The sequence below is a fragment of the Bacteroides eggerthii genome (assembly GCF_025146565.1).
Classification (GTDB): Bacteria; Bacteroidota; Bacteroidia; order Bacteroidales; family Bacteroidaceae; genus Bacteroides; species Bacteroides eggerthii.
Genome location: NZ_CP102258.1, coordinates 795,090 through 812,555 on the forward strand (window position 1 = coordinate 795,090; position 17,466 = coordinate 812,555).

Below are 17,466 nucleotides of genomic sequence, written 5' to 3' on the forward strand. Positions count from 1 at the left end.
AATCATGAACCGGCAGCATAGGGCTGTCCATAATTCATGATTCAGAATTCATCATTTATAATTATTTCTCTCTCCCTCCGCCCAATGCTTGATACAGACTGATTACAGACTGCATGCGGTCGAAGGTATCAGCCACTTCTGAAAGTTGTGCGCTGAGGTAAGATTGCTCGGCCGACAAGACTTCCAGATAGGTTGACGTGCCTAAGTTAAACAATTCTTTTGTATCTTCCGCAGCTTTACGGGCAGAATTCACCTGAATTTCGCGTGAAACGGCTTTATCCGAGGTCATTTGATATTGATACAGGGCATTGCTCACCTCATTTCCGGCTTTGAGCAATGTGGTCTGGAACTGGATCTTGGCCTGCTCCTCTTGTGCTTTTGCCTGTTTCAGACGGGCTATGTTGGCGCCGCGATAGAACAGAGGCTGCGTCAGTGAACCGATAGCGGAGGCCAGCAATTTGCCGGGATTGACGATGGCGGATCCGGCGCTGTTGGTCCAGCCGGCAGAACCGCTTAATGTAATCTGAGGATAGAAAGCGGCGCGTGCGCTGTTGGTATCGTAGTAGCTTGCGGCTAATGACATCTCGGCGGCTTTCACGTCGGGACGGTTAGACAATAGCTGCAAAGGAATTCCGGTGGAGAATTCGGCAGGCAGCTCCTGGCTTTCCAACGTGCCGCGTGCAATGCTTTGCGCCGGCTGGTTCAGCATCAGGCATAATGCGTTTTCCGTTTCGCGGATGCTTTGGCGTATGTCGGGCAGGGAAGCCATTACTTGCGCATAAGCAGTACGGCTTTGCTCTACGGCTGCACTGTTCGCCATAGCAGCTTCTTTCATGGCTTCTACGGTTTCGAGGTTGCGTTTCAGAATATCGCAGGTGGCTTCGCTGATCTGCAACTGGCGGTCGAGCATCAGCAGGGTGTAGTACATATTGGCTACGTTGGCGATTACCTGCGTCTGTACGGCCTGCTCGTAGAACTGTGTCTGCTTCAGGGAAACCTGTGCCTTGCGCTTGGGGTTCAGCAACTGGCCGAACAGGTCGATCTGCCAACTTGCCGTCACTGGGAGTGAATAGGTCTGTGTGGCTTTCCCTTTATCCCAACTGCTCACTGTTCCCTGAGGGGAGAGAGCCAGCATCGGGGCATAGGCCAAACGTGCGGACATCAATGCTGCCTGAGCTTGTTTTACGGTCAGTGCTGCGCTGCGCAGGTCGGCATTGTTGGCCAGTGCCTGTTCGATAAGCGTCTGCAACCGGGCGTCTGTAAACACTTCCTTCCAAGGCAGATTACCGAAATTGGCAGTGTCGGCGGCAAGTGTATCGCCACCGGCAACGGTGTCGCGATACAGGCCTTCCACTGTGATATCTTCGGGCCTGTCGTATGATTTGTAGATATGGCAACTGCTCAGTAAGGCAGTTGCGCACATCAGAGTGATTATTTTCTTCATGATAAGCTATATTTTAGTGATTAGTGTTTAGTGATGAATGATTAGTAATCACTATTTTGTATATTGTTCAATCTCAGGTTCTGCATCCGAGTTATCTACATCTTCCCACTCCATCGGCTTAACCTTCTCTTGCAGGTATTGGAAGGCTACGAACAGGGCAGGCACAATGAATATCTGCAATATCATACCGATTAACATACCGCCGATGGCCGATGTACCCAGTGTACGGTTACCGTTGGCTCCTGCACCGGAGGCGAACATCAGCGGGAGCAGACCCACAATCATGGCCAATGAGGTCATCAGGATAGGACGCAGACGGGCTCCTGCACCCAGTACGGCAGCCCAAGTGATGCTCATACCCATTTTGCGGCGGTCAAGGGCGAACTCTACAATCAAGATAGCGTTCTTGGCCAACAGACCCATAAGCATGATGAGGGCAATCTGCATATAGATGTCGTTGGACATAGTACCCAAAATCATTTTCAGTGCAGGAATGTTGCCCAATGAGCCTATACCGCTGACGAACAGGAAGCTGCCCAGCAAACCGAACGGTACGGAGAGCAATACGGAAAGCGGAAGGATATAACTTTCATATTGCGCACTCAGCAACAGATAAACGAATACGAAGCAGAGCACAAAAATCAGACCGGTAGTGCTGCCGCTGGTTTCAGCCTCTTCGCGGGCCATACCTCCAAGTTCGTAGGCGAAACCTGTCGGAAGGCTTTCTTTGGCAACCTCTGCAATGGCAGCCAATGCCTGACCGGAAGTGTAACCGCTGGCGGGAGCCACCATTACCTTCATGGATGTGTAAAGGTTGAAACGGCTGATGATGTCCGGGCCATATACTTTCTTGATTGACACGAATTGAGTGATGGGAGCCATTTCGTTACCGTTGCGCACCTTGATGCTGGAGAGTGATTCCAAATTCTTGGTTGCATTCGGCTCGGCCTGGATCATGACACGATACATCTTACCGAAACTGTTGAAGTTGGAGGCGTAGAGACCTCCGAAGTATCCCTGCATGGTGCTGAGGATGGCGCTTGGGCTGAGGCCTGCTTTCTTACAGGCAGCCGCGTCGATATCCAGCATATATTGCGGGAAGTTCGGGTTGAAGCTGGTCTTTGCGGAGTTGATTTCCGGGCGTGCCTCCAAAGCGGCGGTATATTGGTTCACTACCTCGAAGAAGTGGTTGAGGTCACCACCGGTCTTGTCCTGCATGTTCAATTCGATATCGCTGGATGCCGAGTAACCCGGAATCATAGGCGGCGCAAAGAACAATACCTGTGCTTCCTTGATGATCTTCTGGGCACGCATGAAGAGCGTGGCATAAACAACCGTTGAATTCTGCATGGTGGAACGGTCTTCCCAATCCTTCAGCTTGATGATGAGCGAGCCGTAAGAAGGTCCCTGCCCGCCGATGAAGCTGAAACCGGAGATTACCGTACGCGATTCTACTGCCGGATCGGCTGCAACAAGGCTGTCCACACGAGTCAGCACCTCCATGGCGCGTTCTTGTGAAGTGCCCGGAGGCAGCGTCACTACACCCATGATAGTACCGGTGTCTTCATTGGGGACCATACCCGTCGGTGTGATGTTCATAAATACTACCAGCAGTACAATGGAACCCACAACAATACCGCCCGACAGCCATTTCTTCTGGATGAAGCGGAGCACCTGTTTCTTGTATTTGCCCAGAATGGAGTCGTAGGAGGCGTTGAAAGAGTGCTTGAACTTGTCGGTAGTCATACCGGCCAATGCCAGTACGCTGATTACAATCATAACCAGACAGAGCACAGGATGATTCTCAAAGTTGAATAAACCGAAGATCATACCCAAAATGGCAATCGTGGTGAAGAGCAGTGTCAGACCGGGGCGCATCATTTTACCGATAGAATCGGCATAGCGGGCTATCATAATCTTACGCGCTTCTTTGGTGGCAACGCCTATCCGTTCTTTCATGCCGGCGTCACTGTTGTGCGGCTTCAAGAAGATGGCGCACAAAGCCGGACTCAGTGTCAAGGCGTTCAGCGCGGAGAAACCGATGGCGATGGCCATTGTAAGACCGAATTGCCGGTAGAACGTACCGGCTGTACCACCCATAAAACTTACCGGCACGAACACAGACATCATTACCAGTGTAATGGAGACGATGGCGCCGCCCAGTTCACTCATGGCGTCGATAGAGGCGGTTCTTGCCGATTTATATCCCTGGTCGAGCTTGGCGTGAACACCCTCGACGACGACTATGGCGTCGTCCACCACAATCGCGATGGCAAGCACCATGGCCGAGAGGGTCAGCAGGTTGATACTGAACCCGATCAGCTTCAGTACGAAGAAGGTGGCAATCAGGGCCACCGGAATGGCAATAGCGGGAATCAACGTAGAACGCATATCCTGCAGGAAGATATACACCACGATGAACACGAGAATAAATGCTTCGATCAAGGTCTTGACAACCTCGTGGATAGAAGCGAACAGGAAGTCATTGGCACTTTGTGCAATATTTATCTTCAAACCGGAAGGCAGCGTTTCGGATGCTTTGCTGAGCACTTGTTCCAAGTCGCTGATTGTTTGCGTTGCATTGGTTCCGGCCATCTGGTATACGATACAGGACACAGCCTTATGGCCGTTTACCGTATTGTTGAAGTTATAGGACAAACGTCCGAGCTCTATGTCGGCAATGTCTTTCATGCGAAGCACTTCGCCGTTCTCAAGAGCCTTGATAACGATGTTCTCAAACTCCTCCGGCTGTTGGAGACGGCCTTTGTAGCGGATGGTGTATTGGAAACTTTGGTTACCGCGTTCACCAAACTGGCCGGGGGCTGCTTCAATGTTTTGTTCGGCCAGTGCGCCGGCTACGTCGCTGGGTATCAGTTTATACTGTGCCATTACGTCCGGTTTCAGCCAGATGCGCATGGAATAATCCTGACCGAGGACGGTGGCGTCACCCACTCCGTTCACACGTTTGATTTCCGGAATGAGGTTGATGTTGGCATAGTTCTCAAGGAATTCAATGTCATATTGGTCTTTCTCATCATAGATGGAGAATACCATCAGCATGGAAGTCTGCCGTTTCTGCGTGGTAACGCCCACTTGGGTTACTTCGGCGGGCAGCAAACCTTGAGCCATGGACACGCGATTCTGCACGTTGACGGCTGCCATATCAGGGTCGGTGCCTTGTTTGAAGTAAATGGAGATTTCGGCAGAACCGTTATTGGCTGCATTGGAGGTCATGTACATCATGTTCTCCACACCGTTGATTTGGTCTTCCAGCGGTGCGATGACAGAATTCAGCACCGTTTGGGCATTGGCGCCCTGGTAGGTGGCACGTACCGACACTGTCGGAGGTGCAATGTCCGGATATTGGGTGATAGGCAGTGTGGCCAGACCAATAAGTCCCAAGATCACTATCAGGATGGAGATTACCGTTGACAGTACCGGACGATTAATAAATCTATCTAATTTCATGTTCTTTTTACTGATTAGGAGTTAACGACTGGCGATTGGCAGTTTGCGTTGGTATACCGCAGGCTGTTTATCACTAATCGTTAAACGTTAGTTAAACGCAGTTTGGATATTACCTTCCTTCTGGTCTTTAATGGCTTTCTGATATTCGGCCTCTTTCTCTTCGGGAGTGATAGGAGTGATGACTTGTCCGTCTTTCAGGTTCTGCACACCTTCTATCACAATCTTGTCGCCGGATTTCAAGCCGTCGGTAACATAGAAGTATTTACCGTCGTTCAGGCTGAATACCTGGATTTCGGTGTTTTTCAGCGTGTTGTCCGGTTGGGCAACGAACACAAACTTCTTATCCTGTATCTCCGTAGTGGCCGATTGCGGAATCATAATCACGTTTTCCATCGGGTTGGGGAATACTACGTTTCCTGTACCGCCGCTACGCAGGATGTTGTGCTTGTTGGGGAAGAGCGCGCGCATGTTCACAGCGCCTGTTGTCTGGTCGATGACGCCGCTGATGGTTTCTACACGTCCGCTGTCGGCATACATGGTTCCGTCAATCAGTTGCAGTTGCACCTGAGGCATCTTTGCAAGGATTTCTTTGATGCTGCCGCCTTCACGTATCAGTGAAAGGAGCTGTCTTTCGGTCATGGAGAAATAAGCGAACATCTCGGAGATATCGGCAACCGTAGTCAGCGGAGTGCTCATAGAGGGGCTTACCAAGCTACCCACACGATAGGGGATAGTGCCAACAATACCGTCGCTGGGACTTGTTACGCTGGTGTACGACAAGTTGTTCTTGGCATTGACCAGTTGTGCTTCCGCCTGTGCCAATTGCGCTTTGGTCTGCGCCAATTGGTTTTCGGCCATTTGCAGGTCATAGTCACTGATGATGTTCTTTTGATTCAGCGTACGCTTGTTGCTGACTGTAAGCTCTTGCGTATTTACGGCGGCCTTTGCTGTTTCAACCGCTGCTTTGGCTGAATTTACGGCAGCCTGGTACTGCACAGGATCGATACTGAACAAAACTTGTCCTTTACGCACAACAGAACCTTCGTCTACGTGTAGTTTAGTGATAAAACCACTCACCATAGGGCGGATTTCCACATCTTGTTTACCTTTGATAGTAGCCGGATAACTGTTTGTCAGGTTGGCAGTGGTGGTCTCTACCGTAATCACTGCGAATTCGGGTGCTTTACCCGTACTTTTGTCACCTTGTCCACAACTGCTGAGCAGTGCCAAGCAACATGCCAATAATACTAATCTACTCTTCATACTTTTTATAATTCTCTGTATAATTTTATTCTAGTTAATCGGAAGCTTTTGTGTGTCAATCATAGAAGAAAAAAGGTAGACGTGAAAACTGAATGTATCTATTTAGTTTTCGGTCGCAAAATTATTCTTTTCTCGGTATATAAGGTGTGAACATCCTTGTTTTTTAACTATGTTTTATATATAGTCGGGAGAAATCTTTGTTTTTTGATTAAAATACTGTAAAGCATACTGCTAATTGCCGGATAACCTTTATTTTTGCATCATGTTAGATTGTAAGCGTCATAATAAAAAGAGACCGTTTATACGTAGGTTGTTGGGGGCAGTCGCAGGAATGGCTGTCTTGTATTCTTGTGCCAGTGTGGGGCGTCTGGAGGGTGGCTCGATAGACGAGGAACCGCCGCGTTTCGTCACGAGTTCTCCATTGCCGGGCACTCTCCATAACAAGAAGAAAAAAATATCAATCGAATTCGATGAATTTATCAAGTTGGAGAAGGCGAATGAGAAGGTTGTTATCTCACCGCCTCAGGTGCAACAACCGGAGATAAAGGCAAATGGCAAGAGAGTGGTGGTTAATTTGCAAGATACGCTGAAGGCCAACACCACGTATACCATAGATTTCTCCGACGCTATCCAAGATAATAATGAAGGCAATCCTATGGAAAGCTTTACTTACACGTTTTCCACCGGGGCGGAGCTTGACTCAATGGCCATTGCCGGCACGCTGCTCGATGCATCGAACCTGGAACCGGTGAAAGGGTTGTTGGTTGGCTTGCATGCCAATCTGGCCGATTCGGCCTTTACCACACAGCCTTTCGACCGCGTAGGACGTACGGACAGCCGGGGACGGTTCTCCATACGCGGGGTGGCCCCGGGCAAGTACCGCATGTATGCCCTCATGGATGCCGACCAGAATTTTAAGTTCTCCCAACCTACGGAGATCATAGCTTTCAATGACTCTCTCGTTATTCCTTCCATGGAGGAGCGTACACGTCAGGATACTTTGTGGAAAGACTCTCTGACCATAGATACGGTTATGGAGAGGCGGTATACTCACTTTTTGCCGGATGATGTGCTGTTGCGCAGTTTCAAGCAGAAGTCTTTCTCGCAGCGCCTTATGAAGACGGAACGCCTTATACCGGAGAAGTTTTCTTTCTATTTTACAGCTCCGGCTGACAGCCTGCCTCTGATGAAGGGACTGAATTTCGATGAAAAGGATGCTTTTGTCATAGAGCAAACAACCGGACGGAACGATACGATTCATTATTGGATAAAAGATTCCTTACTCTATCAGCAGGATACATTGAGGATGAGCCTGACTTATTTGTACACAGATACGTTGGAACAGTTAGTTCCCAGGACGGATACGTTGAGAATCGTGTCGAAGGTAAGTTGGAAGAAGCTGCAGGAAAAGAAGCAGGAGGAGAAAGAGAAGGCCGAAAAGGAAAAGAAGAAAAAAAGGAAGAAGGGTGAGGAAGAACCGGAGCCGACTACTTTTCTGTCGATGGATGTGTATGCGCCTTCGGCCATGGATGTGTACGACTATATCACACTGAGTTTTACAGAGCCGATAGCGAGCTTTAATGATACTGCTTTGCACGTAAGGCAGAAGGTGGATACGTTGTGGCAGGATGTCCCGTTCGACATTATGCGCGATTCGCTGGATTTGAAACAGTATAATCTGTATGCCGACTGGAAACCGGGTGAAAGCTACGCCTTTGAAGTGGACTCCACCGCTTTTCATGGGCTTTATGGCCTGTTTACCGATAAAGTGAAGAAAGAGTTTACGGTGAAGAAGCTGGAAGAGTACGGACAGATATTCTTCAATATAACCGGAGCCGATTCTTTGGCGTTTGTAGAATTGCTGGATACTCAGGATAAGGTGGTACGGACAGTGCCGGTGGTAGAGGGCAAGGCTGACTTTTATTATCTGAATCCGGGAAAATACGGAGCCCGGCTCATTAACGATACAAACGGAAACGGCGTGTGGGATACCGGTGATTATGCTGCCAAACGCCAGCCGGAAATGGTTTATTATTATCCGCAGGTGCTGGAGTTCAAGGCCAATTTTGATTTGATTCAGGATTGGAATGTGAAAGAAAGGCCACTGGATAAGCAGAAGCCGGATGAACTAAAAAAACAAAAACCAGATGAAGACAAGAAAAAGAAAAATAGCCGGAATAATCGCAACAATGACAGCAACCGCAACAGCGGCAGGGGATACAGTTACTAAAAAGAAGCGGGCATTGGGCCTGCTTTTGCTGGCGGGGCTTTTATGGCTGGGCGGCACGATGCCTGTGCAGGCCCAGTGTGTGGCAAAGAATGAAGCATTCCAGTCGGGTGAGCATGTCATGTATGATTTATATTTTAACTGGAAATTTATCTGGAAGAAAGTGGGACTGGCAAGTTTGACCACGAATGGCACTACCTATCATTCCAAGCCTGCATATCGTTTCAACCTTCTCTCTGTGGGCAGCAAGAAAACTGATTTTTTCTTTAAGATGCGCGATACGTTGACCTGCTATGTCAGTGACAAGCTTGAACCGCTCTATTTCCGTAAGGCTGCCGAGGAGGGGAAGCGTTATACGGTGGATGAGGCGTGGTTTTCCTATAATGACGGTGTGGCTACCGTAAAGCAGAAACGAACGTGGCACAATCCAGTGCGCGAGCCGCAGGAAATGGAATATAGCGACAGCCGTTGCATTTTCGACATGTTGAGCATCTTGGCACAGGCGCGTTCCTACGATCCCCGCGATTACAAAGTCGGGGAGAAGATACTTTTTCCCATGGCAACGGGGCGCAGAGTGGAAGAGCAGACCCTGATTTATCGCGGCAAGGAGGAGATAGAGGCGAATAACGACACCATCTATCGCTGTCTTGTATTCTCTTTTGTGGAATACAAGAAAGGGAAAGAGAAAGAGGTGATCACTTTCTTTGTTTCCGATGACAAGAACCACCTCCCCATACGTTTGGATATGTATCTGAACTTTGGCTCTGCGAAAGCCTTTCTCAAGAGCGTGAGGGGAAACCGCTACCCGATGACATCCGTAGTGGAAAAGTAACCCCGGCCTTCCTAAAGGGGAACGGCAAACGGCAGTGCATCCCCTTTTCTGAAAACGCTGGACTCGAATGTGGCTACCAGCTCTCCTTTTTGGTTGGTGATGTCAATCTGGTAATATCCGGTGCTGCGTCCGGCATACCGTTCGCGGGCTTCGGCATACAGCGTGTCTCCGGGACCGCTGCTGCGCAGGAATGTGATGTTGGAAGAGAGCGAGAAGGCGAGTGTGCCATGGGAGTTGGCGGCGGCTGCCAAAGCAAGGTCGGCCAGCGTAAAGAGGGCCCCGCCCTGGGTGCGGTTGCCGGCATTGAGGTGCTCTTCCGTAATGACCAGACGTGCTTTGCCATACCCTTCTTTTATTTCTATCAATTCCACGCCAACATTGTCGGCGAAGCGGTCTTTCTTGAAAAATTCCTGTGGAGTCATATTGCTTTGATGATTAATGGTTACAATTTATGATTGTTATCAAAGGAAAACCGGTTGTTTTGGACGCAAATGTAATATTTTAGCCTTTAATTGGATAATTTAGGCGGGTTATTTTCTAAGGGCCGCGCTACATTTGCAGTCGAAAAATCGACAATATTAATAAATAAATCCCTTACTTATGAAAACAGCTCTTACTACATTGGGCATTTCCCTTTTTGTTTTGGCAGGTTGTGCAGGACAAAAGCAGTCTGCAAACGACTTTATACAGGAGAATATTGATAATGCGGTGGCGCAGGAAACGCTTCAGACCGATATTATTGAGAAATCCGGTGAAATCCTCAACCCGCGTACTATTGATGAGGAGGGAAATATTCATTATATTCCCATTGATGACTGGTGTTCGGGTTTCTTTCCCGGTAATATATGGTATACGTATGAACTGACCGGTGACAAGAAGTGGTTGCCGCTGGCAGAGAAATATACGGAAGCGCTGGACTCTGTGCAATACCTGACTTGGCATCACGACGTAGGTTTTATGATCGGTTCCAGTTATCTGAACGGATACCGTTTTGCCAATAAGGAGGAGTACAAGCCCGTAATAATCCAGACGGCCCGGTCATTGTCCACCCGTTTCCGTCCGAATCCGGGAGTCATTCAGTCTTGGGATGCCGATAAGGGCTGGCAGGCGAAACGCGGCTGGAAATGCCCGGTCATCATTGATAATATGATGAATCTTGAACTGATGTTTGAGGCCACCAGACTATCGGGCGACTCTACTTTCTATGATATAGCCAGAAAACACGCCGACACTACGATGGCGAATCATTTCCGGGCGGATAACAGTTGTTACCACGTAGTGGATTACGATCCGGAAACAGGTGAAGTCCGCAAGAAGCAGACGGCGCAGGGCTATGCCGATGAGTCGGCTTGGGCTCGCGGGCAGGCATGGGCTCTGTACGGCTACACGATGTGTTACCGCTATACGCACGATGTCAAGTACTTGGAGCAGGCTGAAAAAATATACGGCTTTATCTTTAATAACAAGAATCTTCCGGAAGATCTGGTTCCCTACTGGGACTTCGATGCTCCCAAGATTCCTGACGAACCTCGTGATGCTTCCGCCGCTGCATGTACGGCTTCTGCCCTCTATGAGTTGAGCACCTATATTCCGGGCAAGGGATATAAAGAAAAGGCGGACAAGATTATGGAGAGCCTTGCTTCTCCGGCCTATCGTGCCGAGGTGGGGACTAACGGCAACTTCATCCTGATGCATTCGGTAGGCAGTATTCCTCATGGTGCGGAAATTGATGTGCCTCTGAACTATGCCGACTATTACTTTCTGGAGGCTTTAATGCGTAAAAGAGACTTGGAAAAATGAAAAACCGGTTGAATATATTGTTAGGTGGTTTAGGGTTGTTCGCCTTGCAGGGTTGCAAGGCTCCACAGGGCGGACAAGCCCGACAACCCAATGTGATTTATGTCTTTCCCGACCAGTATCGTAACCAGGCAATGGAATTTTGGGGTCAGGAAGGTTTTCGTGAGCGGGTGAACTTCCGGAATGACCCGGTGCATACCCCTCGTCTGAATGATTTTGCGAGGGAGTCCATGGTGCTGACTTCCGCCATGAGCAACTGTCCGCTGAGTAGCCCGCACCGGGGCTCGTTGTTGACCGGAATGTATCCCAACAAAAGCGGCGTCCCTTTGAACTGCAACTCCAACCGTCCTATCAGTTCATTGCGTGCGGATGTGGATTGCGTGAGCGACGTGTTCAGCGGTGCGGGTTACGATTGTGCCTACTTCGGCAAGCTGCACACCGACTTTCCTACTCCCAACGACCCCCAGCGGCCGGGGAAATATGTGGAAGACCGCATACCGGCATGGGACGCTTACACACCGAAAGAGCGCCGTCATGGATTTAATTACTGGTACTCCTACGGTACATTCGATGAGCATAAGAACCCCCATTACTGGGATACGGACGGCAAACGTCACGACCCGCACGAATGGTCTCCGCTGCACGAGGCGGGCAAAGTTGTCTCCTATCTGAGGAATGAGGGTAATGTGCGCAACCCGAAAAAGCCGTTTTTCATCATGGTAGGTATGAACCCGCCGCATAGTCCGTACCGTTCGTTGGACGACTGTATGGAGCAGGACTTCAACCTCTACAAAGACCGGCCATTGGACAGTCTGCTGATCCGTCCCAACGCCGATCCGGAAATGGCAAAGGCGGAGAGTGCGCGTTACTACTTTGCTTCGGTTACGGGTGTTGACCGCGCTTTCGGGCAGATACTCGATGCTTTGGAGGAACTGGGGCTGGATGAGAATACAATCGTTGTTTTCTCTTCCGATCATGGTGAAACGATGTGCAGCCAGCATACGGATGATCCGAAGAACTCTCCGTTCTCCGAGTCCATGAATGTACCTTTCATCGTCCGCTTCCCCGGTAAGATCAAGCCACGTTTGGACGACCTGATGCTTTCCTCGCCGGACATCATGCCCACCTTGCTGGGATTGGCGGGACTGTCCGGTTCCATACCTGCGACTGTGCAGGGACATAACTATGCCCCGCTGTTCTTGGACGAAAAGGCCGATGTGGTACGCCCTACGGGTGCTCTTTATATCCAGAACCTGGACGGAGAGAAGGATGCGGACGGCAAAATCCGTTCTTATTTTCCCGCATCGCGCGGATTCAAGTCGTCCCATTATACGCTGGCGCTCTATATAGACCGCGACAGCCGGAAGCTCGTGAAGAGCCTGCTGTTTGATGACAGGAACGATCCGTACCAGATGAATAACCTCCCGTTGGAGGAGAATAAGGATGTTGTGGACGGATTGTGTGCCGAAATGGGGAAGGTGCTGAAGGAGATTGACGACCCTTGGTATAGGGAACGCATCCTGTCCGATATGATACCGTACGGTGAATAAGGATGATGACTGTTGCACCGGAGTGCTCTGTGACACACCCTTATTATATGCTTTCCGCTTTCGGGGCGCTTATTTGTTCAGCTTCCATTCGCATCCGTCCTTGCCGTCCTTGATTTCAAATCCCAGGGCAGTCAGTTCGTTGCGTATCTTGTCGCTGGTGGCCCAGTCTTTGTTGGCTTTGGCCTTCATGCGTTCTTCCAGCAGCATGTCCACCACTTTTCCGAAGGCGGCTTCGCGTTCGGCATTGGAGGCGTTGTCTTCCTTCAGTCCCAGAATATCGAAGCAGAAGAGGTGGAATGTCTCTTTCAGCTCTTTCAGGTCTTCGGCGGTAATGGTGTCGTTTCCGGCGAGGATGTTGTTCACCATTTTGGCGCCTTCAAAGAGGTGGGCGATGACGATCGGAGAGTTCAGGTCGTCGTTCATGGCTTCGTAGCACTTGGCACGCAGGGCTTTCGCATCTACCGTAGAGGTTGCTGCCGGTGTAATCTTGTCCAGTCCATGTACGGCATCCATCAGTCTGGCCAGACCCTTTTCGGCGGCTTGCAGGGCTTCGTTGCTGAAGTCCACCGTGCTGCGGTAGTGCGCCTGCAAGGTGAAGAAGCGGATGGTCATCGGGCTGTATGCTTGTTCCAGCATGGGGTGCGTGCCGGTGAACAGCTCTTCCAGGGTGATGAAGTTGCCGTAGCTCTTGCCCATTTTCTGTCCGTTCACAGTCAGCATGTTGTTGTGCATCCAGTAGTGCACCATGTCGTGACCTTGTGAGGCTACGGATTGTGCAATCTCACATTCGTGGTGCGGGAAGATAAGGTCCATGCCGCCGCCATGTATGTCGAAGTTCTCGCCGAGGTATTTTTTGCCCATGGCCGTACATTCTGCGTGCCAGCCGGGGAAACCGTTGCTCCATGGGCTGGGCCAGCGCATGATATGTTCGGGCTGCGCACATTTCCAGAGGGCGAAGTCGGCGGGGTTATGCTTTTCGCTCTGTCCGTCCAGCTCGCGGGAGGTGTTGAGCACATCGTCCAGATTGCGGCCGGAGAGTTTGCCGTAATGGTGGTCTTTATTGTATTTGGCCACGTCGAAGTAGACGGAACCTTCACTCTCGTAGGCATATCCGTTCTTCATGATTTCCTTCACGAGTGCTATCTGCTCAATGATATGGCCGCTGGCATGCGGCTCGATGCTGGGCGAAAGGACGTTCAGCGCGTCCATTGCCTGGTGGTAACGGTTGATGTAGTACTGTGCCACCTCCATAGGTTCGAGTTGTTCCAGACGGGCTTTCTTGGCTATCTTGTCTTCGCCGTCGTCGGCATCATGTTCCAAATGCCCCACATCGGTGATATTGCGCACGTAGCGTACTTTGTAGCCGATATGCGTGAGATAGCGGAAAAGCAGGTCGAAAGTTATGGCCGGACGTGCGTGTCCCAAGTGCGGGTCGCCATAGACGGTCGGTCCGCAGACGTACATGCCCACATGAGGGGCGTGCAGGGGTACGAATAACTCCTTTTTTCTATCTAAGGTGTTGTAAATGGTCAGTTGTTGTTCCATAACGTTTGTCTTTTAGTTCATTACGAAGCACAAAGTTACGGAATTTCTATGAATATAACAGCCCTGTGTGCGAAATATTATAATAGGCCGATGTGCAGAGATATGTTCCCACCGCGGGAGAGGCATGTTCCCAATACGACTGAACGGGGCTCTCATTACGACTGAAACGTGTTCCCAATACGACTGAAAGGATGTCCCACTATGACCGTCGGCGGTGGGACATCAACCATTCATCCACTCAGCAAGTTACGGAGCGGCGTTGCCTTTGGGTGTGTGCTGCTCGTCCCAGTTGTACTCATCGGTGTACCTGTCGAAAACGGGGACTTCGTCGATGCCTGTCTGAAGAAACAGTGCGGCGATCTCTTCTTGCTCCCCGGGCGAGAGTGCGCGTTCCTGATGCAGAATACGGTAGTAGGTGGTGCGGGGATAAAGGTCGTGCATCTTCCGCTTCAGATACACCGCTTTTTTGTAGGGGATGTTGTCGAAAAGACTGCTGATGCCCCAGGCATAACGCTGTTTCTCGGTGCTGCGGAAGTAGGCGCACCGGCCGGCTTCTGCGGGATAGTTGGCGGGATTCACCGCCATGATGTGTGTCACTTCGGCAGGGACATGCTGTGCGGCGAGATGGCGCAGGCAGTTTGCGCTCCGGGCGCAGGAGGTATTGAGACAGTGCAGGTAGTGGAAGGGGACGGATTGGTAGTTGAAGTTTTCCATGATGTTTTCTTTTGGTGGTGGCAAAGATAGGGTTTTCTCAGGATGAAATACTATTTTTGCGGCATGAAGTCAAAAGAACGTGTGTTATTGGGAATGAGCGGCGGTACGGACAGCTCTGTGGCTGCCATGAGACTGCTGGATGCCGGTTATGAGGTGACGGGAGTTACTTTCCGTTTTTACGAGGTGGACGGCAGGACGGAGTATTTGGACGATGCGCGTGCATTGGCTGCGAGGCTGGGCATTGAGCATGTCACATACGATGCGCAGGAGCTTTTCCGCGAACGCATCATCCGCTACTTTATCGATGAATACCTGGCGGGGCATACTCCTGTCCCCTGCACGCTCTGCAACAATGAACTGAAATGGGCGCTTCTGGCAAGAATAGCCGATGAAAAGGGGATTTATTGGATTTCCACCGGGCATTATGCGCGTAAAGCCCTCTTGGGAGAACAATGTTATATCGCTCCGGCATCGGACAGGGACAAGGACCAGACTTTCTTTTTGTGGGGATTGAAGCAGGACATCTTGCAACGCATGTTGCTCCCGATGGGGGATGTGACGAAAGAGGAAGCGCGCGCCTATGCTGCCGGGCGTGGGTTTGCGCGTGTCGCCTCCAAGAAGGACAGTATAGGGGTATGCTTCTGCCCGTTGGATTACCGTTCTTTCCTGAAGCGTGAAGTCCCTGCGGAGCGGTTGCCGGGAAAGGGTCTTTTTATCGGTGAAAAGGGGGAAATATTGGGCAGGCACGAGGGGTATCCCTTTTATACGATAGGCCAACGGCGCGGGCTGGGGATTCATCTCAATCGTGCCGTATTTGTGAAGGAAGTCAGGACAGCGACGAACGAGGTGGTACTTGCACCGCTCGCTTCCCTGTATAAGGACGAAATGCTGCTGAAAGATTGGAACCTCGTCAGTGAGCAACGGGTGTTGGGCATGGAAACGGTCATCGTGAAGATACGCTATCGCAAGCAGGCGAACCGTTGCAGGGTGGCTCTGATGGCGGACGGATGCCTGAGGGTGTCGTTGCTGGAGCCTTTGGAGGCTATCGCTCCGGGGCAGGCCGCCGCTTTCTATGATGCGGACGGCTTGCTGTTGGGCGGTGGTATCATTCTTTGAAATTCAGTTTCAGCATTTCCTCGATGTACTCTCTTGTATTGCTGAGGCGGGGAACCTTGTGCTGTCCGCCGAGTTTGCCTTTGCTGTCCAGCCAGTCGTGGAACAGGTTCTTGCGGGCCACGATTATCTCCAACGGCTGTAAGGCCAGGTCGTTTTGCCGTTTGGCCTCATAGTCGGAATTTACTTCTTTGAGGGTGTCGTCCAGTATCTTGGCAAACTTCTCCAGGCTATCCGGCATCCGGGCGAACTCAACCAGCCACTGGTGGCGGCATTTGGCGTGCTCGTCCATAAAGACAGGAGCCGCGGAATAGTCTATGATCTGCGCTCCGGTGGCTGCACAGGCTTTGTTCAGGCCTTTCTCGGCATTCTCCACAATCAGCTCTTCGCCAAAAGCGTTGATGAAGTGCTTCGTGCGGCCGGTAATGACAAATTTGTAGGGGCGGTTGCCGGTGAACTTCACTGTGTCCCCGATCATATAACGCCATAGTCCGGCGGAAGTGGAGATGACCATTGCGTAGTTTTTGTTCAGCTCTACCTCTTCCAGACAACAGATGCGCGGATTCTCCTTGCCGACATCTTCCAGGGGAATGAATTCATAGAAGATGCCGTAGTCAATCATCAGCAGCATGGCAGGGTCGTTCGGGTCGTTTTGCGTGCCGAAATAGCCTTCGGATGCATTGTACGTTTCCACATAATGCATCTTGGAACTTTTGATGATTTGCTTATATTGCTCCCGGTAAGGAGTGAAAGCTACTCCGCCATGGAAGAATACTTCCAGATTGGGCCATACTTCTTCCAGCGACTGCTTGCCGGTTTTCTCCAGTATGTGTTTGATGAGCACCAGCATCCAGGAGGGCACTCCCGAGAGGTTGGTGACATTGGTGTGGAGCGTGCTGTTGGCTATTGCTTCCATCTTGGACTCAAAATCACTCATCAGGGCGATCTTCTTGCTCGGCACGCGGATGTAATTCACCAGCGGGTGTACATTCTGTATCAGTATGGCGGATAAATCGCCCACCAGACTGTGGTTGGAATTCAGGTTCGGGCTGTGGCTGCCGCCGAGAATGAGGCCTTTCCCTGAGAAGAAGCGGCTTTCCGGGTTCTGCCCCAGATAGATGGCGACGGCGTCTTTGCCGCCCTGATAGTGGGTGTCCTGCAGGGACTCTTTGCTGACCGGCAGGAATTTGCTTTTATCATTGGTTGTTCCCGAAGACTTGGCAAACCAGCGTATTTCCGAGGGCCATAGCAGGTTCTGCTCGCCGGCCCGCAGACGGGCTACGTAAGGCTTGATCTCTTCGTAGGTTTGTATGGGAAGACGTTTCTTGAAATCTTCATAAGTACGGATGGAAGCGTAATCGTATTTCTTGCCCCATTCCGTATTGGCGGCCATACGTATCAGGCGGTGCATGACGCCTGCCTGCAGTTCGCTTGCATGGTCGGTGTATCGTTCGATTTCTTTCAGGCGGGGGGCGAAGTATACTTTGTTCAGAAATTTTGTAATATTCATCGT

Annotated in this window: 12 protein-coding genes; 5 read left to right on the forward strand and 7 right to left on the reverse strand. The window is 50.7% G+C overall.

The genetic code is table 11. The annotated features are described in order from the left end of the window. Window positions 1-61: 61 nt before the first annotated feature. From NQ546_RS03280 to NQ546_RS03290, 3 genes are all read right to left on the reverse strand, one after another. A complete protein-coding gene (locus NQ546_RS03280; RefSeq protein ID WP_004291923.1) occupies window positions 62-1,444 on the reverse strand; it encodes a TolC family protein in 1,383 nt (460 codons plus the stop codon). Window positions 1,445-1,495: 51 nt separating this feature from the next. Further along, complete coding sequence (locus NQ546_RS03285; protein ID WP_004291924.1) at window positions 1,496-4,912, reverse strand: efflux RND transporter permease subunit; 3,417 nt, start codon at window positions 4,910-4,912, stop codon at window positions 1,496-1,498. An 87-nt stretch (window positions 4,913-4,999) separates the two neighbouring features. Next, window positions 5,000-6,175: an efflux RND transporter periplasmic adaptor subunit gene (locus NQ546_RS03290; RefSeq protein WP_004291925.1), complete on the reverse strand. Its 1,176-nt coding sequence runs from the start codon at window positions 6,173-6,175 to the stop codon at window positions 5,000-5,002. A 262-nt stretch (window positions 6,176-6,437) separates the two neighbouring features. Between NQ546_RS03290 and NQ546_RS03295 the strand changes: the two genes are divergently transcribed. After that, the gene (locus NQ546_RS03295) at window positions 6,438-8,405 is read left to right on the forward strand and encodes an Ig-like domain-containing protein (protein WP_004291926.1); all 1,968 of its coding nucleotides are present in this window, start codon (window positions 6,438-6,440) and stop codon (window positions 8,403-8,405) included. Beyond that, window positions 8,365-9,234, forward strand: a complete 870-nt coding sequence (locus NQ546_RS03300; protein WP_004291927.1) for a DUF3108 domain-containing protein — start codon at window positions 8,365-8,367, stop codon at window positions 9,232-9,234. Before NQ546_RS03295 ends, NQ546_RS03300 begins: the two co-directional genes overlap by 41 nt. A gap of 11 nt (window positions 9,235-9,245) precedes the next feature. Here the strand turns inward: NQ546_RS03300 and NQ546_RS03305 are convergent, their stop codons facing one another. Further along, complete coding sequence (locus NQ546_RS03305) at window positions 9,246-9,656, reverse strand: PaaI family thioesterase (protein WP_004291928.1); 411 nt, start codon at window positions 9,654-9,656, stop codon at window positions 9,246-9,248. Between the two features lie 178 nt (window positions 9,657-9,834). Here NQ546_RS03305 and NQ546_RS03310 point away from each other — a divergent pair, with 178 nt between their 5' ends. Together NQ546_RS03310 and NQ546_RS03315 are read left to right on the forward strand one after the other, a co-directional pair. Beyond that, window positions 9,835-11,034 carry a glycoside hydrolase family 88 protein gene (locus NQ546_RS03310; protein WP_004291929.1) on the forward strand — a complete coding sequence of 400 codons (1,200 nt, stop codon included), beginning with the start codon at window positions 9,835-9,837 and terminating at the stop codon, window positions 11,032-11,034. After that, window positions 11,031-12,581, forward strand: coding sequence for a sulfatase family protein (locus NQ546_RS03315; protein WP_004291930.1), 1,551 nt, complete (start codon window positions 11,031-11,033; stop codon window positions 12,579-12,581). Before NQ546_RS03310 ends, NQ546_RS03315 begins: the two co-directional genes overlap by 4 nt. Before the next feature lie 69 nt (window positions 12,582-12,650). On the opposite strand, the gene cysS is transcribed toward NQ546_RS03315, so the two are convergent. Together cysS and NQ546_RS03325 are read right to left on the reverse strand one after the other, a co-directional pair. After that, window positions 12,651-14,126: a cysteine--tRNA ligase gene (cysS, locus tag NQ546_RS03320; RefSeq protein WP_004291931.1), complete on the reverse strand. Its 1,476-nt coding sequence runs from the start codon at window positions 14,124-14,126 to the stop codon at window positions 12,651-12,653. Window positions 14,127-14,372: 246 nt separating this feature from the next. Continuing rightward, window positions 14,373-14,840: a DUF6078 family protein gene (locus tag NQ546_RS03325; protein ID WP_039953471.1), complete on the reverse strand. Its 468-nt coding sequence runs from the start codon at window positions 14,838-14,840 to the stop codon at window positions 14,373-14,375. A 63-nt stretch (window positions 14,841-14,903) separates the two neighbouring features. On the opposite strand from NQ546_RS03325, the gene mnmA reads away from it, so the two are divergent. After that, window positions 14,904-15,956 (forward strand): tRNA 2-thiouridine(34) synthase MnmA, encoded by a 1,053-nt coding sequence (gene mnmA / locus NQ546_RS03330; RefSeq protein ID WP_050764440.1) that lies wholly within the window; start codon window positions 14,904-14,906, stop codon window positions 15,954-15,956. Here the strand turns inward: mnmA and NQ546_RS03335 are convergent. Then, window positions 15,946-17,463, reverse strand: coding sequence for a GH3 auxin-responsive promoter family protein (locus NQ546_RS03335; protein ID WP_004291934.1), 1,518 nt, complete (start codon window positions 17,461-17,463; stop codon window positions 15,946-15,948). The genes mnmA and NQ546_RS03335 overlap by 11 nt on opposite strands. Between the last annotated feature and the right edge of the window lie 3 nt (window positions 17,464-17,466).